The 19,592-nt window shown below is 67.0% G+C and carries 17 protein-coding genes; 6 read left to right on the top strand and 11 right to left on the bottom strand.

Features of this window, described 5'->3' with window-relative positions:
- Positions 1-52: 52 nt before the first annotated feature.
- The 3 genes from C8C96_RS06415 to C8C96_RS06405 all read right to left on the bottom strand — a co-directional run bounded on the left by C8C96_RS06415 (position 53) and on the right by C8C96_RS06405 (position 3,652).
- A complete protein-coding gene (locus C8C96_RS06415) occupies positions 53-1,066 on the bottom strand; it encodes an alpha/beta fold hydrolase (RefSeq protein WP_199737519.1) in 1,014 nt (337 codons plus the stop codon).
- Between the two features lie 251 nt (positions 1,067-1,317).
- On the bottom strand, positions 1,318-2,481 hold the full coding sequence (locus C8C96_RS06410; RefSeq protein ID WP_121941795.1) for an iron-containing alcohol dehydrogenase: 1,164 nt from the start codon (positions 2,479-2,481) through the stop codon (positions 1,318-1,320).
- Between the two features lie 253 nt (positions 2,482-2,734).
- Positions 2,735-3,652 carry a LysR family transcriptional regulator gene (locus C8C96_RS06405; RefSeq protein ID WP_121941794.1) on the bottom strand — a complete coding sequence of 306 codons (918 nt, stop codon included), beginning with the start codon at positions 3,650-3,652 and terminating at the stop codon, positions 2,735-2,737.
- A 178-nt stretch (positions 3,653-3,830) separates the two neighbouring features.
- Between C8C96_RS06405 and C8C96_RS06400 the strand changes: the two genes are divergently transcribed.
- The 3 genes from C8C96_RS06400 to C8C96_RS06390 all read left to right on the top strand — a co-directional run bounded on the left by C8C96_RS06400 (position 3,831) and on the right by C8C96_RS06390 (position 6,625).
- Positions 3,831-4,985, top strand: a complete 1,155-nt coding sequence (locus tag C8C96_RS06400; RefSeq protein WP_121943906.1) for an alkene reductase — start codon at positions 3,831-3,833, stop codon at positions 4,983-4,985.
- Positions 4,986-5,059: 74 nt separating this feature from the next.
- Complete coding sequence (locus C8C96_RS06395; protein ID WP_121943905.1) at positions 5,060-6,082, top strand: zinc-binding alcohol dehydrogenase family protein; 1,023 nt, start codon at positions 5,060-5,062, stop codon at positions 6,080-6,082.
- A gap of 129 nt (positions 6,083-6,211) precedes the next feature.
- On the top strand, positions 6,212-6,625 hold the full coding sequence (locus C8C96_RS06390; protein WP_121941793.1) for a VOC family protein: 414 nt from the start codon (positions 6,212-6,214) through the stop codon (positions 6,623-6,625).
- 120 nt (positions 6,626-6,745) lie between these two features.
- Here C8C96_RS06390 and C8C96_RS06385 read toward each other — a convergent pair whose 3' ends face one another.
- Together C8C96_RS06385 and C8C96_RS06380 are read right to left on the bottom strand one after the other, a co-directional pair.
- Positions 6,746-7,723, bottom strand: a complete 978-nt coding sequence (locus tag C8C96_RS06385; protein WP_056745756.1) for a tripartite tricarboxylate transporter substrate binding protein — start codon at positions 7,721-7,723, stop codon at positions 6,746-6,748.
- Positions 7,724-7,819: 96 nt separating this feature from the next.
- Positions 7,820-8,830 carry a fumarylacetoacetate hydrolase family protein gene (locus C8C96_RS06380; RefSeq protein ID WP_056059821.1) on the bottom strand — a complete coding sequence of 337 codons (1,011 nt, stop codon included), beginning with the start codon at positions 8,828-8,830 and terminating at the stop codon, positions 7,820-7,822.
- A gap of 103 nt (positions 8,831-8,933) precedes the next feature.
- Between C8C96_RS06380 and C8C96_RS06375 the strand changes: the two genes are divergently transcribed.
- The 3 genes from C8C96_RS06375 (at position 8,934) to C8C96_RS06365 (ending at position 11,404) form a co-directional block, all read left to right on the top strand.
- Positions 8,934-9,716 carry an IclR family transcriptional regulator gene (locus tag C8C96_RS06375; protein WP_056059824.1) on the top strand — a complete coding sequence of 261 codons (783 nt, stop codon included), beginning with the start codon at positions 8,934-8,936 and terminating at the stop codon, positions 9,714-9,716.
- Positions 9,717-9,739: 23 nt separating this feature from the next.
- Entirely contained in the window at positions 9,740-10,891 is a 1,152-nt protein-coding gene (locus C8C96_RS06370) for a DUF3108 domain-containing protein (protein WP_121941792.1), read from the top strand.
- 213 nt (positions 10,892-11,104) lie between these two features.
- Entirely contained in the window at positions 11,105-11,404 is a 300-nt protein-coding gene (locus tag C8C96_RS06365) for a DUF3567 domain-containing protein (RefSeq protein ID WP_055392879.1), read from the top strand.
- Positions 11,405-11,456: 52 nt separating this feature from the next.
- Here the strand turns inward: C8C96_RS06365 and C8C96_RS06360 are convergent, their stop codons facing one another.
- The 6 genes from C8C96_RS06360 to C8C96_RS06335 all read right to left on the bottom strand — a co-directional run bounded on the left by C8C96_RS06360 (position 11,457) and on the right by C8C96_RS06335 (position 19,573).
- Entirely contained in the window at positions 11,457-13,886 is a 2,430-nt protein-coding gene (locus C8C96_RS06360) for a tetratricopeptide repeat protein (protein ID WP_121941791.1), read from the bottom strand.
- A 123-nt stretch (positions 13,887-14,009) separates the two neighbouring features.
- The gene (locus C8C96_RS06355; RefSeq protein WP_121941790.1) at positions 14,010-15,077 is read right to left on the bottom strand and encodes an AbrB family transcriptional regulator; all 1,068 of its coding nucleotides are present in this window, start codon (positions 15,075-15,077) and stop codon (positions 14,010-14,012) included.
- Between the two features lie 250 nt (positions 15,078-15,327).
- Positions 15,328-15,807, bottom strand: coding sequence for a hemerythrin domain-containing protein (locus tag C8C96_RS06350; protein ID WP_233584310.1), 480 nt, complete (start codon positions 15,805-15,807; stop codon positions 15,328-15,330).
- A gap of 125 nt (positions 15,808-15,932) precedes the next feature.
- On the bottom strand, positions 15,933-16,346 hold the full coding sequence (locus tag C8C96_RS06345; protein WP_121941789.1) for a ribonucleotide reductase subunit alpha: 414 nt from the start codon (positions 16,344-16,346) through the stop codon (positions 15,933-15,935).
- A gap of 45 nt (positions 16,347-16,391) precedes the next feature.
- Entirely contained in the window at positions 16,392-17,069 is a 678-nt protein-coding gene (locus C8C96_RS06340; protein WP_199737448.1) for a nitroreductase, read from the bottom strand.
- Positions 17,070-17,128: 59 nt separating this feature from the next.
- Positions 17,129-19,573: an adenosylcobalamin-dependent ribonucleoside-diphosphate reductase gene (locus C8C96_RS06335; RefSeq protein WP_121941788.1), complete on the bottom strand. Its 2,445-nt coding sequence runs from the start codon at positions 19,571-19,573 to the stop codon at positions 17,129-17,131.
- Positions 19,574-19,592: the final 19 nt, after the last annotated feature.

Genomic DNA, 19,592 nt, shown 5'->3' with positions numbered 1-19,592 from the left:
TGCGGCATTGGCTTACAGCACGGCGCTACAGCACCTGCGGGCCCTCAACCTGTCAACGCAGCTGCCTAGCCAGGAACTCCGCCACCTCGTTCTCCAGCGTGGCGTGGTAGGCCACCCGGTCAAAGCCTTCGGGGTTGGCGGCGGCGTCGCCCGCCTCGGACGCCAGCGGCCAGACAGACTGGGCCATGAAGGCGAAGTGGCCTGCACCCGGCACCGTACTGGCCTGTGCAGACGGCAAATTCGCTGCCACATAGCCGCCGTGGTAGGGGCCCACAAGCACGGCATCGCGCTCGGCCACCATCAGCCGCACGGGCACGCTGATGGCCTTCAGGCTGTCTGGCGTGAACACCACAGCCATGGGCGCCATGGCCACCACGGCGCGGATGCGGGGGTCTGCCACCGAGACCAGCGGACCATCAAGCGCAGGGGCGCCGGCCTGTGTGGTTGCCGCGGTGGCGGCCACAGGTGCCTCCTTGGAAGTCTGGGCGGCCTGGCCACGGGCGGGCAGCTTGCCCAGGCTGCAAAAGCCGGGGTCGTCCGACACGCTGCGGCAGTGCTGTGCCGCACGGGCCGGTTCGGCCTGCGCACCGGCCAGGGCCAGCACGGTGTAGCCACCTGCCGAATGCCCCACGGCACCAATGCGCCCGGCCGGAATGCGGGGGCCCCATTCGGGGCTGGCCAGCAGCGCGTCCAGCACGCGGCTCACCTGGCGGGGGCGCTCGCTGAAGTAGCGGCCCGAGGTAATCATCGACCGGTCTTCCCAGTTGTCGCCCGGGTGGCGCAACGCCGCCACCAGATAGCCGTCGGCCGCCAGGCGCGTGGCCAGGTTGTGGTGGCCCAGTTCATGGCCGCCCGTGCCGTGCGAGATGAGGATCAGGCCCTTGAGGGGCGCGGTTGCCACCGGGGCGCCCGGCGTGACCACGGGCCGCCAGGGCCCCATGGGCTGGGTGCTCGCCACCACCGGCGTGGGGTAGAACAGCGCCACGGTCACGGGCTCTGCGCCCGGTACCACCAGGGTGCGCAGGCCGGCGTGCTGGGCCGATGCCGGCGCGGCCCAGGCCAGCATGGCCACAAAAGCTGCCAGCAACGGGGCTCGGGCGTTGCGCCACGCGGAGCGGAGGGCCAGGATGAGGATGAGGGTCACGGTGCGCCTTTCGTCAAATGCCACCCAAGGAGGTGGCTTGACGGCACTGTAGGCGGCGCAAGGGGCGGGCTCCAGCGCCCTGCGACGAAACGCTGCTGCGCGGCGCGAAATGCAGCGCAGGCGGGGCGAGCAGGAGAGAGAACCATAGGTCCGCCCTCCCCGCCCACCACCATTTACAGCGCAGCTTCGAGGATGCGGCGGCTCACCGCCGGGGTGATCTCGCGCTGTTCGCCCAGCGTCACCATGCCGTGCGCTTCCAGCTGCGCCACCACGGTGTTCACCACCTCGCTGCCCAGGCCGTAGCCCGACAGGCGCGTGGCGATGCCCATGCTCTCAAAGAAATCGCGCGTGCGCTCGATGGCGGCAGTGATGCGTTCGTCCTCGCTGCCGGTGGTGATGCCCCACACGTACTCGCCGTACTGCAGCAGCTTGGCGCGCTTGGCCACCCGGCGCTCGTTCAGCAGCGCGGGCAGCACGATGGCCAGGGTGCGCGCGTGGTCGATGCCGTGCAGCGCCGTCAGCTCGTGGCCGATCATGTGCGTGGCCCAGTCCTGCGGCACGCCCGCGCCGATCAGGCCGTTGAGCGCCATGGTGGCGGCCCACATCAGGTTGGCGCGGTCGTCGTACACCGGCTCGGGGGCAGTCAGCAGGCGCGGGCCGATCTCGATCAGCGTCTGCAGGATGCCTTCGGCAAACCGGTCCTGCACGGGTGCGTTGACCGGGTAGGTCAGGTACTGCTCGACCGTGTGCACAAACGCATCCACCACGCCATTGGCCAGTTGCTGGGGTGGCAGGGTGTAGGTCTTGGTGGGGTCGAGCACCGAGAACACCGGGTAGGTGTGCACGCTGCCAAACGACAGCTTGGCGCCCTTGGCGCGGTGGGTGATGACGCCGCCGTTGTTCATCTCCGAGCCCGTGGCGGGCAGCGTGAGCACGGAACCAAACGGCATGGCGCCCTTGATGTTGCGGCCGTGCTTTTCGAGGATGGCCCAGGGGTCATCGCCTTCAAAACGGACAGCGGCCGCGATGAACTTGGTGGCGTCGATCACCGAACCGCCACCCACGGCCAGCAAGAAGTCAAACCCGCCTTCGCGGATCTGCGCCACGGCCTTCATCGAGGTCTCGTAGCTCGGGTTGGGCTCGATGCCGCTGAAGGTGGCGTGCTGGCGCTCGCCCAACGCGGCGCGCACCTCGGCCAGGGTGCCGGTCTTTTCGGCGCTGGCACCGCCCACAAGGATCAGCACCTTGGCGGCAGCGGGCACGAGCTTGGCCAGGTCGGCAATGCGGCCTTGGCCGAAGGCGATGTGGGTGGGGTTGTGGAAGTCGAAATTCAGCATGTTGGTCTTTCTCCGTCAAAGGCCGTCGCGGCATCACCAGGAACCTGACCGCGCGGGAGGGCGCAGGGGGCGCGCCGCCCTGGGTTGCGACAGCAAGGGCGCGATTGTGCGGCGCACGGGAGCCCGGTGCCGGTCGCGCGTGCGATAGCCCTGCCGCCAGCAGAGCCTCATGCAGCACGTCGGGCGTAGCGTATGCGACTGCTGCTAGCGCTGGGAGCCTGTTGACGATCCAGCGGGTGTCGTCAACACGCACTCAGTACGGCGCCCGCTCCATCAGCGCCTGCAGCCGCTCGGCCATGAAGTCGCGCAGCGCCCGCACCAGCGGCGTGAACTGGCGGCGGCTGGGCGCCACCAGGAAGAGCGGCACGGCCTCGGTGGTCCAGCCGGGGCACAGCGGCACCAGGCGCCCGGCGGCCAAGTCGTCGGCCACATCAAAGTACGACTTGTACGCAATGCCCCGGCCCAGCACCGCCCAGCGGCGCACCGCGTCGCCGTCGTTGGCCACGTTGCGGCTGCGCACGCGCACCATCACTTCCTGGCCCGATGCGTCCCAGAAGCGCCAGCGGTCGTGCACGTCCTCGCCCAGCATGAAGCACAGGCCATCGTGCGCAGCCAAGGCGTGGGGCGTATCGGGCGTGCCGTGCGCTGCCAGGTAGGAGGGGGCGGCGCAGAGCACGCGCCGGTGTTCGGCGGCCAGCGGCAGCGCCACCAGGCTCGAATCCTGCGGCTTGCCGTAGCGGAAGGCGGCATCCACCGGCTCGCCGTAGACATTGGCCATGCGGTCCGACAGCTGCAGGCGGATGTCGATGCCGGGGTGCAGCGCCTGGAAGGCATCCAGCCAGGGCAGCAGCACATTGCGCCCCAGGTCGGACGGGGCCGCCAGTTGCAGCAGGCCACGCAGCTCGCCCGCCCGGCCGCTGGCGAGCTGGCCCTGCACCTGCTGCAGCGCGGCGAGTGCGGGGCGGCAGTGCTCCAGAAACAGCGCGCCCTCCTGTGTGAGCCGCAGGCTGCGCGTGGAGCGCACGAACAGCGCCACGCCCAGCTCGGCCTCCAGCCGCTTGAGCGCGGCGCTCGTGGCGGCGGGGGTGAGATCCAGCGCACGGGCCGTGGCCGAAAGGCTGCCGCTGTCCACGGTGCGCACAAAGATGTCGAGGTCTTGCAGGCTTTTCATGGCGAGGGTGGATGGGAAAGGGAAGACGACGGCGATGGAACGACACCACCACCAGGGGCTAGTATTCAAATTTTCTTTGAATATTCTTTCAATCAACCGTCTATTTAAAAACTATTGCAGAAAGCCCACCATTCACGTCATGTTCCACACCGGCCTGCCGCCGACCCGAGCCCCTGCCATGACCACCACCCCACACACCGCCACACCCGCCCTGTTCCGCCCCCTGCAGATGGGGCCGCTGGCACTGCCCCACCGCATCGTGATGGCGCCCATGACGCGCGCCCGCAGCAGCCAGCCGGGCGACGTGCCCAACGCGCTCATGGCCGACTACTACGCCCAGCGCGCCAGTGCGGGCCTCATCGTCAGCGAGGCCAGCCAGGTGTCACGCCAAGGCCAGGGCTACAGCTTCACGCCTGGCATCTACAGCGAGGCGCAGGTGCAAGGCTGGCGCCGCGTGACCGAAGCGGTGCACGCCGCGGGCGGGCGCATGGTGCTGCAGCTGTGGCACGTGGGCCGCATGTCGCACGCCAGCTTCCATGCCGATGGGCTGCCCGTGGCGCCCTCGGCCCTGGCCCCGGCGGCACGGGTATGGGTGGCAGGCGAAGACGGCGTGGGCCGCATGCTCGACTGCCCCGTGCCTCGCGCGCTGGAGGCCGCCGAGATTCCTGGCGTGGTGGACGACTTCCGCCGTGCCGCCGCCAACGCCATGCGCGCAGGGTTCGACGGCGTGGAGATCCACGGCGCCAACGGCTATCTCCTTGACCAGTTTCTGCGCACGACCTCCAACCACCGCACCGACGCCTATGGCGGCCCGCTGGAAAACCGCACCCGCTTCGCCCGCGAAGTGGCCGCAGCCGTGGCCAGCGAGGCCGGCGCCGAACGCACGGGCATGCGCCTGGCCCCGTTCATCACGCAGCGCGGCATGGACTGCCCGGAGATCATCCCCACCATCCTGCACCTGGCGCGCGAGCTGGACACGCTGGGCCTGGCCTACATCCACCTGGCAGAGGCCGACTGGGACGACGCCCCCCGCATTCCAGATGAATTCCGCCAGGCTCTACGCACCGCCTTCAGCGGCCGTGTGATGGTGGCGGGCCAGTACACACCCGAACGCGCGCACCAGATCCTCGCGTCCGGCATGGCCGACCTGGTGGCGTTTGGCCGCCCGTTCATTGGCAACCCCGATCTGCCTGCGCGCTATGCCGCCGGGCTGCCACTGGCCCCATTCGATGCGGCCACGCTGTTTGGCGGCGACGCACACGGCTACAGCGACTACGCACCGGCCCCGCTGGCTGCGCCCAAGGCCCGGGCTGGCGCGGCTGAAGTGGCCTGAAAACGGCACCACGCGCCCTTCCGAACTTCGCATATCCCCCGCTTCAACCCCCTTTGCACCTCAAGGAACCCATCATGAAAGCCGTTGGCTACCAAACCGCCCACCCCATCGACCACCCCGAGTCGCTGCTCGACATCACCTTGCCCGACCCGGTGGCCACCGGCCGCGATCTGCTGGTGGAAGTGCACGCCCTTTCGGTCAACCCCGTGGATACGAAAGTGCGCAAAAGCAGCTCGCGCAGCGGTGACGGCCCCGACTACAAGGTGCTGGGCTGGGACGCCAGCGGCATCGTGCGCGCCGTGGGCCCGGATGTGACGCTGTTCCAGCCCGGCGACCGCGTCTGGTACGCGGGCTCCATCGCACGCCAGGGCACCAACAGCGAACTGCACCTGGTGGATGAACGCATCGTGGGCCATGCCCCCCAATCGCTGGACTTTGCCGAAGCCGCCGCGCTGCCGCTGACCACCATCACCGCGTGGGAGCTGCTGTTTGACCGCCTGGGTGTGGCCCCTGGCAAGCAGCCCACCCACAAGACCCTGCTCATCATTGGCGCGAGCGGCGGCGTGGGCTCTATCCTCACACAGCTGGCGGCGCGGCTCACCAGCCTCACGATCATCGGCACCGCATCGCGCCCCGAAACGCAGCAGTGGGTGCGCGACCTGGGCGCCCACCACGTCATCGACCACAGCCAGCCGCTCACACAAGAGCTGGCCCGCATCGGCCACCCCACGGTGGACATCGTCGTGAGCCTCACGCAGACCGACGCGCACTTCGACCAGATCGTCGAGGCCATCGCGCCGCAGGGCCAGTTCGCGCTGATCGACGACCCCGTCTCACTCGACGTGACGAAGTTCAAGCGCAAGTCGGTGTCGGTGCACTGGGAGCTGATGTTCACCCGCGCACTGTTCGGCACCGCCGACATGATCGGCCAGCACCGGCTGCTGACCGAGGTGGCGCAGTTGGTGGATGCGGGGCTGATTCGCACGACGCTGGACCAGCGCTTTGGCACCATCAATGCCGAGAATCTGAAGCGCGCGCATGCGCTGATCGAGAGCGGCAAGGCGCGGGGCAAGCTGGTGCTGGAGGGGTGGGCCTGATGAACTGCGGGCCATGCAGGGGGCGTAGCACCACCCGCGCGGCAGATTGTGTGTCGGACTGAAAAATACTGTATTTATAAACAGTCTTTCAGGTATAAATCAGGGCACCACAACCCGAGGAGACCTCCCATGCTGGACCACATGACCTTCCGCGTCACCGACATCGCCCGCACCAAGGCGTTCTACACCGCCACCCTCGCGCCTTTGGGCTACAGCCTGTGTTTTGAAGGCAACTACGGCTCGAACATGCTGGGCTATGCCTACCCGGCTCCGTCTGAGCCCGACGGCAAGAAGGCGGATGTGTGGTTCATCGACGGCCCCTCGCCCTACGGCGGCCCGCCCGCCACCACGGGCTGCCACCTGGCGTGGCGGGCCGCCACGCGGGCCCAGGTCGATGCCTTCTACCGCGCCGCCATCGAAGCCGGGGGCCAAGACAACGGCGCCCCGGGCCTGCGGCCCGACTACCACCCCCACTATTACGGCGCGTTTGTCATCGACCCCGAGGGCAACAACATCGAGGCGGTGTGCCACCTGCCGGAGTAAGAAACACCGCTGCCCCCTCCGCAGAGGGCGCACCGCCAAGCGAGTGCACCCGTGGAACTGGCTTTGCCAGGCCACCGGGTGCGTCCCCCTGGGGGGAAGCGGCGCAGCCGCTCAGGGGGGTCAGTCGAGTTTCACGCCTGCCGCCTTGATGATCTCGCCCCAGCGCTTGGACTCGGAGCGTGCCATGGCGCGGAACTGCTCGGGCGTGCCGGGCAGGGCTTCCATGCCGAAGTCGGCCATGCGCTTGACCACGGCGGGGTTGAGCAGGGCCTTGTTCAGGTCGCCGTTCAGGCGCGCCGTGATCGCAGCGGGCAGACCGGCGGGCGCCAGGATGCCCTGGAACGCAAACACTTCGGTGTTGGGCACACCGGCTTCTGCCAAGGTGGGCACGTCCGGCAGCGCGGCCACGCGCTTGGCCGAGCCAATGGCCAGCGCACGCACCTTGCCCGAGGTGATGACGGGAAGGCCAGCGGCCAGGTCCAGGAACATGCAGGGCACCTGGCCGCCCATCACGTCCTGCAGGGCAGGCGCCGCGCCGCGGTAGGGGATGTGGGTGAGGAAGGTCTTGGTGCGGTTCTTGAACATCTCCATCGCCAGGTGGTGTGGCGAACCATTGCCGGGCGATGCGTAGTTGAGCTTGCCGGGGTTGGCGCGCGCGTAGGCGAGGAATTCCTTCACCGTCTTGGCTTCAAACGCCGGGTGCACCACCAGCGCCAGCGGAAAGCGGCTGATGCCGCCCACGTAGGTGAAGTCCTTTTCAGGGTTGAACGGCAGCTTGGTGAACAGGTGTTCGTTGTAGGCCAGGATGGCGTTGTCGGCCGACATGAAGGTGTTGCCGTCGGGCTTGGCCGTGGCCACCATCTGGCCACCGATGTTGGTGGATGCGCCAGGGCGGTTGTCCACCACGATCTGCTGGCCCAGCGTCTGGCGCATGGCCTCAGCCACGGTGCGGGCCAGCACGTCGGTGCCGCCACCGGCGGGGTACGGCACTACCCAGCGCAGGGGCTGGTCGGGCCAGGCGGACTGGGCGGCGGCCCAGGGCGCGGCGGTGGTGGCGCCTGCGGCGGCCAGGGCGGACAAGAGGGTACGGCGTTGCATGGGGTTGTCTCCTTGATACTATGAATTTGATAGCTGCAAGCGCATGTTCCTCTAGCGCATGCAGCCGTTTTTATTCAAATTTTGCTCTGCGGGGCCTCAGGCGGCCGGTGCGGCAATGGTCTGGTCGATGGCGCCGAAGATGCTGGCGCCGTCCTTGCCCTTGACCTCGATGCGGATGGTGTCGCCGAACTTCATGAAGTCGGTGCTGGGCTTGCCGTCCTGGATGGTTTCGATGCAGCGCTTTTCGGCGATGCAGCTGTAGCCCTTGGGCCATTCCATGCGGCCGTTCTGCTCCACGCCCTTGTTGCTGACGGTGCCGCTGCCCACGATGGAGCCGGCGCGCACGTTGCGCGTCTTGGCGATGTGGGCAATGAGCTGGCCGAAGTGGAAGGTCATTTCAGGCCCCGCGTCGCACATGCCGACCTTGCGGCCGTTCCAGGTGGACTGCACGGTGAGGTTGACGCGGCCGTGGTCCCAGGCGTCGCCCAGCTCGTCCAGTGTGACGGCCACGGGGCCGAAGGCGGTGGCGGGCTTGCTCTGGAAGAAACCAAAACCCTTGGCCAGCTCGGCCGGGATCAGGTTGCGCAGGCTCACGTCGTTGGCAATCATCACCAGGCGGATGCCGTCCAGCGCCTGGTCGGCGTTGGTGCCCATCTTCACGTCGCCGGTGATGACGGCGATCTCGGCCTCGAAGTCGATGCCCATGGCTTCGCTGGGCACCACGACGTCGTCGCAGGGGCCGATGAAGTCGTCGCTGCCGCCCTGGTACATCAGGGGGTCGGTGTAGAAGCTTTCGGGCACTTCGGAGTTGCGCGCTTTTCGCACCAGTTCAACGTGGTTGATGTACGCAGACCCGTCGGCCCACTGGTAGGCGCGGGGCAGCGGGGCCATGCACTGGGCGGGGTCGAAGGGGAAGGCGTGGCGCGCGCGGCCGCTGTTGAGCTGGTCGTACAGGTCCTGCAGCTGGGGCGAGAGGAAGCCCCAATCGTCCAGCACCTGCTGCATCTTGCTGGCAATGCCGGTCGCATAATGGGCCGTGCCCAGGTCGCGGGAGACGACAACCAGTTGGCCGTCGCGCGAGCCGTCTTTGTAGGTAGCGAGTTTCATGGTGGCAGGACCTTTGTCTCAGAAGGGTTGATGGGCACCGCTAGCGAAAATTACGCTTGGGTAAATTGATTTAACTAAACAAAACTCGCAAATTTTAGTGCACATGGACAAAGAACGTGCAGGAATTCAATCGGTCGAGGTGGGTTTTGCCCTGCTGGAAGGGCTGACGCGCTCGCGCGGACCGCTGATGCTCAAGGATGTGGCCGCCTCGGCGGGCATGAGCGCGGCCAAAGCGCACCGGTATCTGGTGAGCTTTCAGCGCCTGGGCCTAGTCACGCAAGACCCCCGCACCGCGCGCTATGACCTGGGCCCGGCCGCACTCAAGCTGGGGCTGGCCTCGCTGACGCGGCTCGATGGCGTGCGCCTGGCCCGCGAACGCATGCCCGCGCTCATGGAAACCATCGGCCACACGCTGGCGCTGGCCGTGTGGGGCAACCACGGCCCCACCATCGTGCACTGGGAGGAATCGCCCCAGGCCGTCACCGCCAACCTGCGCCTGGGCGACGTGATGCCGCTGCTGTCGTCGGCCACGGGCCGGTGTTTTGCGGCCTTCATGTCGCCCGAGGTGGTGGCGCCGCTGCTCAAAGAGGAGCTGGCCCGCGCCGTGAAGATGCGCCGCACCGACCTGCCCGCCACCATGGCCGAAGTGAACGCACTGCTGGCCGAGGTGCGCGAGCGCGGCGCCGCCCGCGTGGTGGACACGCTGCTGCCGGGCATCGTCGCCTTCTGCGCGCCGGTGTTCGATGCCGACGGTCACCTGGAGCTTGGCATCACCACGCTGGGATCCATCGCCACCTTTGACCCCGAATGGGGCGGCGCCATTGATGCGCCGCTGCGCGCGGCCGCAGCCCAGCTGTCCAGCGACCTGGGCGCGGGCAGCGCCTGACGGCCCCGCCACGCACGGACGAAATGCCACGGCGCGCGCTGGTTTTCATCACGGCCCTGGTGCTGGCCCTGCACTGGCTGGTGCTCAGCGGCGTACCCCTGGCCTGGGACAGCCCCGCGCAGCCGTCCCGCCAAGTGTTCAGCACGCGCAGCATCGCGCCCGCGCCGCCTCCCGCAGCCGTTGAGCCTCCCGGCGTGACCGCCGTCCCCGTTGCCGCACCGCAGCCCCCGGCCCGTAAAAAGGCGCCCTCCCCCAAGCGCCCCCCAGCCCCTGTTGCCACAGACCGTCCCGAGGCGCCACTGGCTGCCGCCCCTGTCACGGAAGTCGGCGCGCCTGCGGACCCTGGTGCCGCAACCACCGTGGCCAGCGCAACCCCTGAGACGCCTGCCGACGACGCCGCCCCGGCGCCCGCGCCTGCGGCATCGGCACCGGCCGCCCCCCCAGAGCCCACGGCTGAAGACGCCCAGCCCGGCACGGGCGTGGACATCCGCCCGCCCGGAGGCACCGGCCGCAGTGCCAGCGCCCCACCGCCGCCCGTGCGCATGCCTGCCCCCACGCGCCTCGCGTTTGATGTGAGCGGCCAGGCCAAAAAGTTCGCCTACAGCGCCCGGGCCGAATTGCTGTGGCAGCACGACGACAATCGCTACGAGGCGCGCCAGGAGATCAGCGCCTTCCTGGTAGGCACCCGCACGCAGCGCAGCGTGGGCACGGTCACAGCGCAGGGGCTGCTGCCCGAAAAGTTCTCTGACAAATCCCGCACCGAGCAGGCCGCCCATTTCGACTACGCCAAGGGCCGTGTCACCTTCAGCGCCAACACGCCCGACGCGGCGGCAGGGCCGGGCGTGCAGGACCGCCTGAGCCTGTTCATCCAGCTGGGCGCGATGCTGGCCGCAGACCCGGGCCGCTTTGCGCCCGGCACCCAGATCACGCTGACCACGGTGAGCGCCCGCAGCGCCGACCGCTGGACCTTCACCGTGGAAGGCCCCGAAACCCTGGACCTGCCCGCCGGGCCCACGCCCGCCCTCAAGCTGCTGCGCCTGCCCCGCAAGGACTACGACCAGAAGGCCGAACTCTGGGTGGCGCCGGGACTGGGTTATCTGCCCGTTCGCATCAAGCTCACCCAGGGCAACGGCGATTTCGCCGACCTGCTGCTGCGCGCCAGCAGCCCACCCTGAGAACCTGTTCAAAGCACTGCCTCCGATCGCTCGCGCCGCACGGAGTGTTGCGCCCATACGCCATCCGGGCAAAAAAGCCCCGCGAACCCGGCGTGCTCCGTTTTTCATGAAATACTGCAACGCAGCAGGGGACAAAAGCCGTGGCTTGGCCCGGGGCCCTTGAACTCTGCGCACCCGCTGTCATCTGACATCTATATCGACAAGGGGAACACGATGCACATGCTCTACGACTCAGAATCCTTCGTGGTGGTCCATATGCTGCCCGATGCCGTGGAGAAAAAGAGCGCCCAGGTGCTCAACGACACCGCCCCCGCCGTTCCCCAGCTTGCGCGCCATGGTTTTGAAATCGTGGACAAGCGCTCCGGCAAAGAGGTCTACCTGGACGGTTCCTGGGCCGAGATGTTCCAGGAACAGATCCTGGCCTGGCAGCGCGACACGCCCACCCAGGAGGAAGTGGAAGATGCACTGGACCGCTACGCGGGCCTGGCGCAGAACCCGGTGGTGGTGCACTGAAAGCGGGAGCTTCGAGTCCCGCCCCCGTCGCTCGGGGGCGGCTACCAGCCACTCATATCTCGATGTGATCGGGACGCAGGCCTTGCACACAACGCGCGTGCATTGCCAGATACGCCGCCTCCATGCCGCTCGCAAACTGTTTTGCGTTGAAGAGCGGGGCGTGAATCTTTTCCGCATCCAGTTTGTCGCGCAGCGCCTGCAACCGGACAGGGTCCTGCGCCAGCGCAATGGCGAGCGCTTCATATTCCTCTGCAGTGTGGGTCACCAACTTCGGCATTCCTACCGCCTGCAGCAGACTGGCGGCCACTCGCGCCGCGAACGATTGGCCTGCCCGCGTCAGGACTGGCAGGCCTGCCCAGAGCGCGTCACTCGCAGTGGTGTGGGCGTTGTACGGCAAGGTATCAAGGAACAGGTCGGCCAAGCGGTGCCGCGCCAAGTGATCGTCCAACGGCATGCGCGGGGCAAACACCAGGCGATCACCGGCTATACCCCTGGACTGCGCCTCTGCGCGCAGGTTGTCCATGACGCTGGCATTGCCTTCGAAGAGCCACAAGACACTGCCCGGCACCGCTTGCAGGATGCGCATCCAGCTGTCGAAAACCGGGGGACGAATCTTGTAATTGTTGTTGAAGCAACAAAATACGAAACCACTGCTTGGAAGCCCCAGTTCCTCACGCGTGAACACCCTGTCACTGATTCTGCGCTTCGCGTCATTGACTTGGTAGCTGTGCGGCAGGTACACCACCTTCTCGGTAAAGAACTCTCTCTCCTTTACCGGAATGACCACCCTGTCGGCCACGACGTAGTCCATATAAGGCGCCCCTGTCGTTCCCGGATATCCCAGGTAACTGACCTGCACGGGAGCACAGCGATGGGAAAAAATTCCAAAGCGCTGGTCTGTTGTGAAGCCCTTCAGATCGACGGCGATATCTATGCCCAACTCTCTGGACATGCGGGCAACATCAATGTCTCTGTGCTCACGCACGTCGATAAAGTGATCGAAGCTGGCGGCCAGGCGTTCTCGCATTGAGTCCTGGACATTCGGCCCGTAGGAAAACGCGAACCACTCAAAACGCTGCCGGTCGTGCTTTTCAAAAAGCTCCGCCATGAGGAATGCAGTCGCATGGCCGTAAAAATCTGCGGAATAGTAGCCCACGCGGATTTTTTGAGAGGGCGCACGTTGAGAAATGGCGCCCAGAGAATGGTTTTCCGGGAAGTCTGCCGCTACGCGATTGATAGCAGCCTGCATCTGCAATGCGGGGGCGTCAAACAACGACAACGCCACAAAAGGCGGCACATTGTTTTCCCCAGCACGAATACTTTCTTCGCAGCGCTTCAAATCGGCAGACAGCCCGCTCCAGTCGCACGCGTGAACACGGCTGTTCGCAATCCAGCCGAACAAATTCTGGTTGTCCGGCTGCATATCGGACGCCGCCATGAAGTCTGCCAGCGCCTGCGCATGTCTGTTAAATCGTACGTGGAGACCCGCGCGGTTGAAGTACAAGCCAGGCCTGTCCGGGGCCATCCAGATGGCCAAGTCGTATGTGCCAAGCGCGTCGGCAAACTGCCCTGCATCGGTCTGCGCGACGGCCAGCAAGGCAAGGATGTCCAGGTCATCGGGTTGCAGCTCTGCAGCCTTTCGCAATACAGGCACGGCCTGGGCATACTGGGCCAGCGCATGCAATGCCTGCCCCAGATTCTTGTGTGCTGACACCAGCTTCTCGTCCGACTGAATGGCGGCCTGGAAGTGCGGTACCGCCAACGCCCACTGCTCCTTCTGCGCCAGGATCGCGCCCTTGCCGTTGTGGGCTTGGGCGTGTTGAGGTTGCAGCGCGAGCAACTGGTCGAAGCCAGCCAGCGCCTCATCTGCCTGGCCAAGTGCCGCGTGCAGCGTTGCCATGTTCAGCAGCGCATCAACATAGTTGCCATCCAGCGCACACGCCCGCTGGTAGCACTCCAAGGCCTCATCCAACCGCTCCAACGTCCGAAGCGCGGTTCCCTTGTTGTTGTGGGCGGCTGCCATCCGGGGTTGGGTTGCGATGGCCAGATCGTAACTCTGGAGGGCCTCTGGAACCCGCCCCAACTCCACCAGTGTCTTTCCGCGGTTGACATGGGCCTCGGCGAAATCAGCGCGCAGGGCAATGGCACGATCAAAATGCGCCAGCGCCTCCTCGCGCAGTCCCAATGCACCCAAAGCAAGCCCGCGATTGACATGGGGCGCGGGGTCCTTTGGCTGCTGTGCAATCGCTTGCGCCATCAAGTCACATGCAGCCTGGTGGTGCCCCGTCTGGTACGCCAGAACGCCGAGCATGTGCAAGGCGCCAAAATGGCGCGAATTGGCCTGCAGGATAGCGTTGTAAATTTGATTGGCTTGTGCCAACTGCCCCTGCTGGTGCAAGCGCAGAGCCTGTTCGAACAATGCCGATTGCTGGGTCTGAAGACTCTGTGGAGGGCGGCCGCCCAAGTTGTACTTGATGCTCATGGTCAGGATATGCAGCCGTCCAGGGCCGCGCGCAAGATGGTTGTATGGGCGAACGCATCGCCATGGACCCTGATTGTGCGGGAGGCCGTGGCCCCACCCACCACAATCGGCCGCTGCGAGGCATCAGGTCCCGGGAGGCGGGTAAATTTTTCGGTACAGCGGGTCCACCAGCATCAGCACCGCAATCAGCCGGCACACCTGGAACGCCGTCACCACGGGCACCCCCAGCTGCAGCACCTTGGCCGTGATGGCCATCTCGGTGATGCCGCCGGGCGAAGTGCCCAGCAGCAAGGTGACCCAGGGCAGCCCCGTCGCGCAGGCCAGGGCACCGGCAAACAGTGCGCACACGCCCATCAGCGCCACCGTGCCCAGCGCCACCGACGCCAGCCAGCGCGGCGCGGTGTGCAAGAACTCCGCGCGAAACCGCACGCCCAGGCTCACCCCGATCACGAGCTGCGCTGCGTTGACCATGCCCTGGGGCACCGCCGACAGGCTCTGGCCCGCCATGGTCAGGCCCATGGACACCAGCATCGCCCCCATGAACCAGGGGTTGGCGCGGCCCAGCCGGTCCATCAGCAACGCCCCTGCACCGGTCAGCAGCGCCATCAGCGCCAGCCCCGGCCAGTTCACCACCCGCAGCGTGGGCGGCAGGATATCGAGGCCGTGCAGGCCGCTGAACTGCAGCGCGAACGGAATGGTCACCGTAACGATCAGCAGCCGCAGGCTGTGGCTGGCAGCCACCAGGTCAGTGCGTGCGTTTTCGCGCTCGGACAACAAGGTCATCTCGGACGCCGCCCCAATCGCGCCGGCAAAGTAGCTGGTGGCGCGCAGCATCGGCGCAGGAACACCGTGCATGCGGGGCGCATGCACGCGGTAAAGCCACGCACCAAACAGCCAGCCCAGGAACAGCGCCCACGCAATGCCCAGCACGATGGCCCACCACAGGCCGCCGATCAGCGCGACCACCTGGGGCGTGAAATACAGGCCTAGCGCGGCGCCAATCGTCCATTGCCCGGCGTTGCGCAGCGGGCCCCAGCTTTCGGTGGGGCCGCCGGCCATCGACACGACAGAAGTGGCCAGCAGTGGGCCGATCATCCAGGGCAGCGGGGTCTGCAGGGCCACACAGGCGGCGGCAGCGGCCCACGCCAAGGCCAGGGTGGCCAGGGTGCGAACAATAAAGAGGGGGCGCATACGGGAAACGGCAGGCAGGCAAGCAAACAAGCGCGGCGGGTCGCGCGCGCAACCCCGCAGTATCGCGCGAGCCACCGCCCCTGCAGCCGCCAAGGCGCTGCCCAGACGGAACGGCTGGCATCGCCACCGGGCAACGGCCGCTTGGCACCGGGCGCCAAGCAGTCCCTGGGGGCAGCAGGCGCCAAATTTCAGCCCTAGCGGCGTCTTGCGCCAGTCGAATATGTGCTTGCAGCTATATTTTTAATAGCAATCAGACCGCACCCCGCCGCGCAGCCATCTCCTGCCCCATCGCCGCAAGGGACGCGGGCGGCAGCAAAGCGGCAGCAGCAGGGTAGGCCACACCTTCTTCGGCGGCGATGTGGGCGTCGTACCGCATGGCAAAACGGTCCAGCGCGGCCTCGTCCTGGGGCGTGAAGCCGGTGGCGCTTTCATCCAGCAACGCTTGCAGCCCGGCCCGGGCCGCTGCCCAGTCGGTGGTCATGGCCACGTGGTCGTGCTGCAGGCGCGTGACCAGCGCCCGGACCTCGGGCGTGGCCTGGGCGAGCAGCAGGGGGAACACATGCAGTTCTTCGTCCTGGTGGTGCAGCGGTGCTGCGATGTCGAAATAACGCAGCACATCCCGCGCGGCCTGGCGGGCATCGTTGTCAACGCCCTGCTTTCGCACATGCTCACGCAAGCGGCCCAGCAAACCCAGCGTGCGTTGCACGCGCTCGTGGCAGGCCTCCAGCATGGCAAACGGCTGCTCAAAGCCCACGGCCGGTGCGCTGAAGCCGGGCAGATGCCTTGGCGCGGCAGCAGATGCGGGTGCAGATGCGGATGCGGACGCAGGTACGGACGCCTGTGCCATGGCAGGCCTCAGCCAAACCGCACAGGGTGGCCCTGGCGGTCAAACGGAATGAACGCCCCATGCGCCCCACCCTTGATCGCATCCACCATGCGCTGCAAGGGCGCCTCGGCATCGGCGCTGCTGGGCGCCTGGTTCAGCGTGCCGGACATCGCCGCCGCAAACACGATGGCCCAGTCGTGGCCCGGGGCGGTGAACTGGCGGGCCTCGGCCACCAGTGCGTCGAACGATGCCAGTTCCTGCGGCGTCTTGTCCACACACATCAGCGGCACCAGGGCACCGCCCTGCCCGGCCTCGAAGCGCGCGCGCTGCGCCGGGGTGGCGTCGTCGGGCAGCTCCACCGCCGCGAAGACGAACAGCAGGCGCTGCGGCTCGGGTTGCATGCATGCGGCCTGCAGCAAGTCGTCAAAACTGGAAATATCCATGAAAAGGTCTCGCAATCAATGAAAGGTGGGGGCCACCAGCGCGCTTCAAAATCCAGGCACCACGCCCCGCTTGGCATCCAGTGTGCTCACATAGGCGCCTGCCGCAGGGCGTGCGCGCACCGCCTTGCGCGACAACACGGTGCCGATGCTGATGAAACACAAGGCCTGCTCGGAGGCCGCCAGCTGAAACAAGGCCCGCAGGCTCGGCGCCTTCAGCGCCTTGCCGCTGGTCAGTGCCGAACCGTAGCCTTGCGCGGTGGCCATCAGCAGCATGTTCTGCACGGCACAGCCGGCAGAGACGGTGCGCTCGGCCAGATCAATCTCGGCGTCGCCCCGCTCGGCATCCACCACTGCCAACAGCAACACCGGGGAGCGGTACGCCTTCTCGCGTGCCTGCTCGGCCTGCTCGGGGGTGGCGGCAGGGTCGCGCTCCAGCAGGGCCTGCGCAAACACATCGGCCAGCGGCGGACGCGCGGCCTGCGGCACCAGGATGAAGCGCCAGGGCAGCAGCTGGCCATGGTCTGGCGCGTGGGCTGCGGCCTGGAGGATCTGCGCCAGCTCGGCCGCATTGGGGCCTGGCCCGCCCAGCCGCTTGGGCAGAATGGTCTGGCGTGACTGGATCAACGCCGCCGCCAGCCCGGCCACATCGTCAGGCGCACTGGCCCGCGCCGCAGCAGGCTGCGCGCGAGACGAAGGGTTCAACGGCCAGGGAATGACAGACATGGGGAATCCTTCCAATGCTTACCGTGTCTGCCGGGAAGGCCGATGCCGAGCCCGACCGTTCATCCACAGCTCCCCAGGTGCCCACACTGCGTGCAGTAGTCGCAGCCGTCCTTGCGGATGACCGCATGGGCGCCACATTCGCTGCACTTCTTGCCCGCCATGGCCTGGGGCACGGCCACGGGCAGCGGGGCGGGCTCGTCCAGCGGCAGTTGCTGCTGCACCGGGTCGGCCACGCGGCGCGCCAGGATGTTCTGGATGGCATAGGCCATGGCCGCCACCTCGGAGTCGTGCCACATGGGCACCAGCGTGCCGTCGTCCTTGCGGTGGGTGCCCAGGCGCACCGGGCCGCGGTCCCAGGCGACTTTGCGCATGTCAGACAGCGCCCGCTCCAGAAAACCGCCGCGCGCTGCGAGCGACAGCATGCGCATGCTGGACGTGATCCACTGCTGCGACTCGCCGCTCTGGCCCACCGGCATGAAGAACTCGATGGCGCGGTCCACCGTACCGGTGCCCACGCCCGTGGGCACGGGCAGGAAGGACACGATGAGGTACAGGGTCTTGTGGCCTTCCTGCGTCCAGTATTCAAGCTTCTCAGCCACCGCTGAAAGGCCCCCTTGCGGACGGCTTTCGATCACGGTGCGCATGGGGTCCACCGGGGGTGCGGGTGGCACCACAGGCGCCGCTGCGGGTGCGGGCGCAGGTTCCGCATGGGTTTCGAGCACCGAACCCAGAATGCTGTTGGGCCGGTAGGTGGCCAGGCCCTTGAGCTTGGCGCGCCAGGCCTGCAGGTACAGGTCCTTGAACCCTTCGTAGGGGTAGTCCGCGGGAATGTTGACGGTCTTGGAGATGGCCGTGTCCACAAAAGGCTGCACGGCTTCCATCATGGCGATGTGGCCTTCGGCCGGCATGGCCAGGGCCGAGACGAAGTAGTCCGGCAACGCCTCCACATCCCCGCCCAGCTCCCGGTACAGGCGCCAGGCATGGTCTTCCACCGCGTATTCGGTGGTGCTGCCGTCGGACTCGCGCTTCTTGCGCTTGTACATCCACGAGAACGGCGGCTCGATGCCATTGGAGGCATTGTCGGCAAAGGCCAGGCTCACGGTGCCCGTGGGCGCGATGGACAACAGGTGGCTGTTGCGGATGCCGTGCTGGTGGATCGCGGTCTTGAGCGATTCGGGCAGCCGGCTCGCAAACGTGCCTTCCGCCAGGTAGCCCCGCGCATCGAACTTTGGAAACGCACCTTTCTCGCGCGCCAGATCCACCGACGCGGCGTACGCGGCGTCGCGCATGCACTCGGCAATGCGTGCCGCCATCGTGCGGCCCTCGGGCAAGTCGTAGCGCAGGCACAGCATGGCCAGCGTGTTGCCCATGCCGGTAAAGCCCACGCCAATGCGGCGCTTGGCCATGGCCTCGTCGCGCTGCTGCGGCAGCGGCCAGTAGGTCACATCGAGCACGTTGTCGAGTGCGCGCACCTGCAGTGCCACGGCTTGGGTGAATGCGTCAAAGTCAAACGCGGCCACGCCCCCAAAGCCAAAGGGGTGCCGCACAAAGCGGGTGAGGATGATGGGGCCCAGGTCACAGCAGCCATAGGACGGCAGCGGCTGCTCTCCGCAAGGGTTGGTCGCCGCAATGTCTTCGCAGTAATGCAGGTTGTTGTCTTCGTTGATGCGCCCCAGGAACAGGATGCCAGGCTCGGCAAAGTCGTAGGCCGACTTCATAATCGTGTCCCACAGCTCGCGCGCGGCCACGGTGGCGTAGACCCACAGGCCATCGGCGCGCTGGCGAGCGCCCTGGGCCAGTAGTGCGGTGCCGGGGCGGGCCTTGTGCACCAGCTCCCACGGTGCGTTGTTCTGCACGGCCTGGATGAACTCGTCCGACACACCCACCGACACATTGAAATTGTTCCAGCGGCCTGGCGTGCGCTTGGCGGTGATGAACTCGTGCACATCCGGGTGGTCGATGCGCAGCACGCCCATCTGCGCGCCCCGGCGTGCGCCAGCGCTCTCCACGGTGGAGCAGGACTGGTCGAACACGTTCATGTAACTGCACGGCCCCGATGCCATGGAGGCGGTGGCCTTCACCTGTGCGCCCTTGGGACGGATGCGGGAGAAATCGTAGCCCACGCCCCCGCCACGGCGCATTGTCTCGGCCGCCTCGCGCAACGCTTCGTAGATGCCCGGAAAGCCTTCGTCATCCACGCCCTGGATGCAGTCACCCACGGGCTGCACAAAGCAGTTGATGAGGGTGGCCTGGATGTCGGTGCCTGCTGCGCTCATGATGCGGCCTGCGCCGATGGCGCCCGCCTTCAGGTTGGCGAGGAACAGGGCCTCGTACTTTTCGCGCAACTCGGGTTTTTCGACCGAGGCCAGGGCCCGTGCCACGCGCTGGTACAGCTCTTCGGCCGTGGTTTCGCCGGGTTTGAGGTATTTCTCCCGCAGCACATCCAGGCTGATGGGCTGCAGAGACGAGGTGGGGTTGAGTGGGGGCTGGGGTTCGCGTTTCATGGGGGCCGATGATTTGGGT

The sequence above is a fragment of the Acidovorax sp. 100 genome (assembly GCF_003688355.1).
Taxonomy (GTDB): Bacteria; Pseudomonadota; Gammaproteobacteria; order Burkholderiales; family Burkholderiaceae_C; genus Acidovorax; species Acidovorax delafieldii.
This window is presented reverse-complemented; position numbering and strand designations above follow the sequence as displayed.

What these genes read in the sequence shown, in the direction of transcription:
- C8C96_RS06415 (WP_199737519.1), bottom strand. Translation starts at nt 1,066, where the DNA reads ATGCTGGCCTGGGCCGCGCCGGCATCGGCCCAGCACGCCGGCCTGCGC.
- C8C96_RS06410 (WP_121941795.1), bottom strand. Translation starts at nt 2,481, where the DNA reads ATGCTGAATTTCGACTTCCACAACCCCACCCACATCGCCTTCGGCCAA.
- C8C96_RS06405 (WP_121941794.1), bottom strand. Translation starts at nt 3,652, where the DNA reads ATGAAAAGCCTGCAAGACCTCGACATCTTTGTGCGCACCGTGGACAGC.
- C8C96_RS06400 (WP_121943906.1), top strand. Translation starts at nt 3,831, where the DNA reads ATGACCACCACCCCACACACCGCCACACCCGCCCTGTTCCGCCCCCTG.
- C8C96_RS06395 (WP_121943905.1), top strand. Translation starts at nt 5,060, where the DNA reads ATGAAAGCCGTTGGCTACCAAACCGCCCACCCCATCGACCACCCCGAG.
- C8C96_RS06390 (WP_121941793.1), top strand. Translation starts at nt 6,212, where the DNA reads ATGCTGGACCACATGACCTTCCGCGTCACCGACATCGCCCGCACCAAG.
- C8C96_RS06385 (WP_056745756.1), bottom strand. Translation starts at nt 7,723, where the DNA reads ATGCAACGCCGTACCCTCTTGTCCGCCCTGGCCGCCGCAGGCGCCACC.
- C8C96_RS06380 (WP_056059821.1), bottom strand. Translation starts at nt 8,830, where the DNA reads ATGAAACTCGCTACCTACAAAGACGGCTCGCGCGACGGCCAACTGGTT.
- C8C96_RS06375 (WP_056059824.1), top strand. Translation starts at nt 8,934, where the DNA reads ATGGACAAAGAACGTGCAGGAATTCAATCGGTCGAGGTGGGTTTTGCC.
- C8C96_RS06370 (WP_121941792.1), top strand. Translation starts at nt 9,740, where the DNA reads ATGCCACGGCGCGCGCTGGTTTTCATCACGGCCCTGGTGCTGGCCCTG.
- C8C96_RS06365 (WP_055392879.1), top strand. Translation starts at nt 11,105, where the DNA reads ATGCACATGCTCTACGACTCAGAATCCTTCGTGGTGGTCCATATGCTG.
- C8C96_RS06360 (WP_121941791.1), bottom strand. Translation starts at nt 13,886, where the DNA reads ATGAGCATCAAGTACAACTTGGGCGGCCGCCCTCCACAGAGTCTTCAG.
- C8C96_RS06355 (WP_121941790.1), bottom strand. Translation starts at nt 15,077, where the DNA reads ATGCGCCCCCTCTTTATTGTTCGCACCCTGGCCACCCTGGCCTTGGCG.
- C8C96_RS06350 (WP_233584310.1), bottom strand. Translation starts at nt 15,807, where the DNA reads ATGCTGGAGGCCTGCCACGAGCGCGTGCAACGCACGCTGGGTTTGCTG.
- C8C96_RS06345 (WP_121941789.1), bottom strand. Translation starts at nt 16,346, where the DNA reads ATGGATATTTCCAGTTTTGACGACTTGCTGCAGGCCGCATGCATGCAA.
- C8C96_RS06340 (WP_199737448.1), bottom strand. Translation starts at nt 17,069, where the DNA reads ATGTCTGTCATTCCCTGGCCGTTGAACCCTTCGTCTCGCGCGCAGCCT.
- C8C96_RS06335 (WP_121941788.1), bottom strand. Translation starts at nt 19,573, where the DNA reads ATGAAACGCGAACCCCAGCCCCCACTCAACCCCACCTCGTCTCTGCAG.